General features: G+C 72.5%; 5 protein-coding genes. 4 read left to right on the forward strand and 1 reads right to left on the reverse strand.

The window, feature by feature from the left end; genetic code table 11:
- A partial coding sequence (locus tag ACWEN3_RS43200; RefSeq protein WP_452983241.1) for a SigB/SigF/SigG family RNA polymerase sigma factor occupies nucleotides 1-863 on the reverse strand: 863 nt, incomplete at its 3' end.
- A 245-nt stretch (nucleotides 864-1,108) separates the two neighbouring features.
- Here ACWEN3_RS43200 and ACWEN3_RS43205 point away from each other — a divergent pair.
- The 4 genes from ACWEN3_RS43205 (at nucleotide 1,109) to ACWEN3_RS43220 (ending at nucleotide 3,787) form a co-directional block, all read left to right on the forward strand.
- Nucleotides 1,109-1,495 carry an STAS domain-containing protein gene (locus ACWEN3_RS43205; protein WP_452983244.1) on the forward strand — a complete coding sequence of 129 codons (387 nt, stop codon included), beginning with the start codon at nucleotides 1,109-1,111 and terminating at the stop codon, nucleotides 1,493-1,495.
- 400 nt (nucleotides 1,496-1,895) lie between these two features.
- Complete coding sequence (locus tag ACWEN3_RS43210) at nucleotides 1,896-2,459, forward strand: ATP-binding protein (RefSeq protein ID WP_452983247.1); 564 nt, start codon at nucleotides 1,896-1,898, stop codon at nucleotides 2,457-2,459.
- Nucleotides 2,460-2,635: 176 nt separating this feature from the next.
- A complete protein-coding gene (locus tag ACWEN3_RS43215) occupies nucleotides 2,636-3,331 on the forward strand; it encodes an LPXTG cell wall anchor domain-containing protein (RefSeq protein WP_452983250.1) in 696 nt (231 codons plus the stop codon).
- Nucleotides 3,332-3,400: 69 nt separating this feature from the next.
- A complete protein-coding gene (locus ACWEN3_RS43220; protein WP_452983253.1) occupies nucleotides 3,401-3,787 on the forward strand; it encodes a hypothetical protein in 387 nt (128 codons plus the stop codon).
- Nucleotides 3,788-3,817: the final 30 nt, after the last annotated feature.

A 3,817-nucleotide genomic window follows, 5' to 3' on the forward strand; every position in this document is an offset into this window, starting at 1 on the left:
AAGACGAACCCCGTCACCCGGCCCCCGTATGCCCGGACTTCCAGACCTTCGGGCGATGCTGGCAGAGCGAACCGGCCACGGGTAAGCGGTCGTCGGGAGAGGATCTTCCGGTCGCGGGGCGGCAGCCCGGCGATCAGGGGCTTGAGCGACTCGATGTACTCGATGCCCTCGATCCCGTGGTCCTCGTACCCGATGCGGTCCGCGAGGGCGCCCTCGGTCTCGTCCTCCTCGGGCTGGGCGTCCAGCGAGGAGGCCGTGTAGGCGTTCGAGGCGGCCATGCCCTCGACGACCTCGTCGTTGGAGATGCCGAGCCGCTCGGCGAGCTCCGCGACGGTCGGCGCGCGGTCCAGCTTCTGCGCCAGCTCGTCCCCGGCCTTGGCCAGGTCCAGGCGCAGCTCCTGCAGCCGGCGCGGCACGCGCACGGACCACGAGGTGTCGCGGAAGAACCGCTTGATCTCGCCGATGATGGTCGGCATCGCGAAGGTCGGGAACTCGACGCCGCGGGAGAGCTCGAAGCGGTCGATCGCCTTGATCAGGCCGATGGTGCCGACCTGGATGATGTCCTCCATCGGCTCGCTGCGGGAGCGGAAGCGGGAGGCGGCGAACTTCACGAGGGCCAGGTTGAGCTCGACGAGCGTGTTGCGGACGTACGAGTACTCGTGCGTCCCTTCCTCCAGCGTCTGGAGGCGCTCGAAGAGGGTCTTGGACAGGGCCCGCGCGTCGACGGGGCCGACCTCGTCGTACGGAGGGATCTCCGGGAGCCCCTCGATGGGGTCGAGGGGATCGATGGGATGATCCAGTTGATCCGGTGGGGGTGTCGACGTCGCGGTCGGGGTATGCGAGGCGTCGAGCCGGGGTGACATGGGTGTCCTCCATCGTTCTCGGCATAAGGCTGCCGAAGCCAAAGCGTGCACTGCGGTGTGCGGCGCCTCCGAAGCCGGCGTGTAGGAATAGGTGTCCTTATAGCCCTACCGGCTTCCCAGGACCGATCGCAAGTGCGTTCTGTTCGTGTATGTCCGATTATGTGAGGTTGTTCAGGTGTCGGAGTGCGCATGGAAGGCGTAATGTTCGAGGGCATCAGCAGCCACGACCTCGGGAGAGAGACGGCATGGACCACGGGACGGTCGGCAGCGCACAGTCGGGCCGGCTTCTGGTGGAGGTGCGGGAAGAGGGCTCCAGCGCCGTTGTCACCCCGGCGGGTGAACTCGATCACCACACCGCCGATCTGTTGCGCGAGCCCCTCGACGACCTTCTGGCCAAGGGCTTCTCGCGGCTCGTGGTGGACTGCTCACGCCTGGAGTTCTGTGACTCCACGGGGCTGAACGTCCTGCTCGGGGCCCGCTTGAAGGCGGAAGCCGCCGGTGGCGGGGTCCATCTGGCGGGCATGCTGCCCGTGGTGGCCCGGGTGTTCGAGATCACGGGAGCCGAGGCGGTCTTCACCGTCCACGACTCCGTGGACGCGGCCCTGGCCGGGGAGGGTGGCGGCACCGGCTGACCCGCGCCCGCCGCTCCCGGCTCCGCGGGCGCACCGGTGTGCCGGTCACCCCGGGTGTCCCGCCGGTCACGCGGAAGACGGGGGTGTTCCGGCGCATCGGTCGGGCAGGAGTCATGCTGACGACCATCGGCCGCCGGATCGCCGGCCCGGTCCCGGACGGGACGGGGTCCGGGTGCGCGCGGCGGTCCGGAGCGAACGGCGACCCTGTGCGACCAGGGGCGCGTACGACGGGTGTCCGATATCCGGACGCCGGACGGGCGAGGGCGGACGAAAGCGGGGCGACGTGCGGGTGACGGAACGGAAGTGCAGATGACGGGACGGACGACGGACGGACCGGCCGGTGCCGAACGGTGCCGGACCTTTGAATCGTGAACTGGTGAATCGGTGAGGTGAAGCGCTGATGAGCACCACCCGGCCCTACTCGCCGGGCGACCGCGGCCCGGAGCCGAGCGGCGCTTCCGGGGCGTCCGAGGGGGATGCGCCGACCGGCGCGACCACGGGGGCGGCCGCGCCGTCCCCGTCGGAGTCCGGCGGCGGCGCACGTGCGGCACGGGGCGGCCAGACCCGCAGACTCGGGCTGCGTGGCGAGAGCGGGGTCGTCCCGCTCGCCCGCGACTTCACCCGCCAGGCGCTGTACGCGTGGGGCTGGCTGCCCGCCGCGAGCGCCGACCGGCGGGCCGCGGCCGAGGACGTGCTGCTGGTCGTCTCCGAACTGGTCACCAACGCCTGCCTGCACGCCGAGGGCCCCGACGAACTCGTCCTCGCCTGCGACAACAAGGTGATCCGGCTGGAGGTCTCCGACGGCGGCACCGGACAGCCCGCCCCGCGCACCCCGCACCGCGCCGGCCGGCCGGGTGGCCACGGCATGTTCATCGTGCAACGGCTGTGCCTGGACTGGGGCGTGGTCCGCGCGGCGGGCCGCCCCGGCAAGACGGTGTGGGCGGAACTGGGCGCCCCGGCCTGACCGCGCGGCCGCCCACCCGGCCCCCGCCTCCACTCAGGCACCCCGTCACCCACGCCGGATCGCCACAACTCCGGCGTGCGACGCGTCTTCCTTCCTCACGGCCCCCGGCGTACCTTGACGGCCGAATCTGATACATCGTCAGGAACTCCGTCGGGAATGAATGGGGTGGACCGAACGTGTCGTACCCGAAACGAACCGCCGCGCTCGCGTCCGCCGCGGCCCTGGCCGGCTCGGCGGTGCTGCTGACCGCCCCGGCGGCCCACGCCGACGTCGTCGACGTCAACTACCGCTGCCAGACGCCGATCGGCGTCAAGAGCGCCGTCTCGCCGATCGACATCAAGGGCGTCAGGAGCGGCAGCGGCTACAAGATCACCATGTCCTGGCAGAAGGGCGTCTCCTCCAGCCCGGTCGAGCTGGGCAAGGGCGCGATGAGCCCGAGCGCCACCATCCGGCTGGGCGGCGCCGACAGCGGCACGCTCCCGGTGAGCGGGCCGCCCAACGCGGCCGCCATCCCCGCCAACACCCCCATCAAGATCAGCGACTTGAGCGGGACCTACACCCCGCGCAAGACCGGCAAGGTCACCTTCACGGCGGCCACGCTGACCATCAAGGCCCTCGGCACCACGACGACCTGCACGCCGACCAACAACCCCGGGCCGTCCCTGACGCTCGACGCGACGGCGTCCGGCGGCTCGTCCGGCGGCTCCTCCTCGTCCTCCTCGTCGTCCTCGTCCTCGTCGGGCGGGCAGCTGCCGCAGACCGGCCCCGAGGACTCCGCCGTCGCCCTCGGCACGCTCGGCGGCACGGTGCTCCTCGCCGGTGCGGCGGGCGCCCTGTGGCTGACCCGGCGGGGCCAGGCCGCGCGCCGCTGATCCCACGGACCCCCGCCGTCCCTGGAGAGAGGCACCCCCAGCGCCCCTCACCTGCTGATGGAGCCGCCCATGCCGTTCGCCGCCCGGGTCCTCGGCCTGGCCCTGCTGATGCTCAGCGCCGCCCCGCGTGCCGCCGCGCACCCGGGCGGATGGTCCCTGACGCCCGCCGGCGGCGCACGCCCCTCCTTCTACGCCGAGGGCGCCCCGGGCACGGTCCTTCAGGACACGGTGTCCGTGACCAACCCCGGCCGGAGCCCCGTCACCGTCCGGCTGCGCGGCACCGGCGTGCCGGCGGTGTTCGCCCGGAGCGGCCTCACCGTCCCGGCCCGCACCCGCGCCGAGGTGCCCTTCACGCTGACCGTGCCGGCCGGGGCCGCGCCGGGCGACCGCTCCGGCGCGATCGTGGCGCGGGACAGCCCAACTACGCGGCGGCCAAGGGCGGGATCGTGGGCCTGACCACCTCCACCGCGCTCGCCCTCGCCAGGT

The organism is Streptomyces sp. NPDC004561, assembly GCF_053602155.1.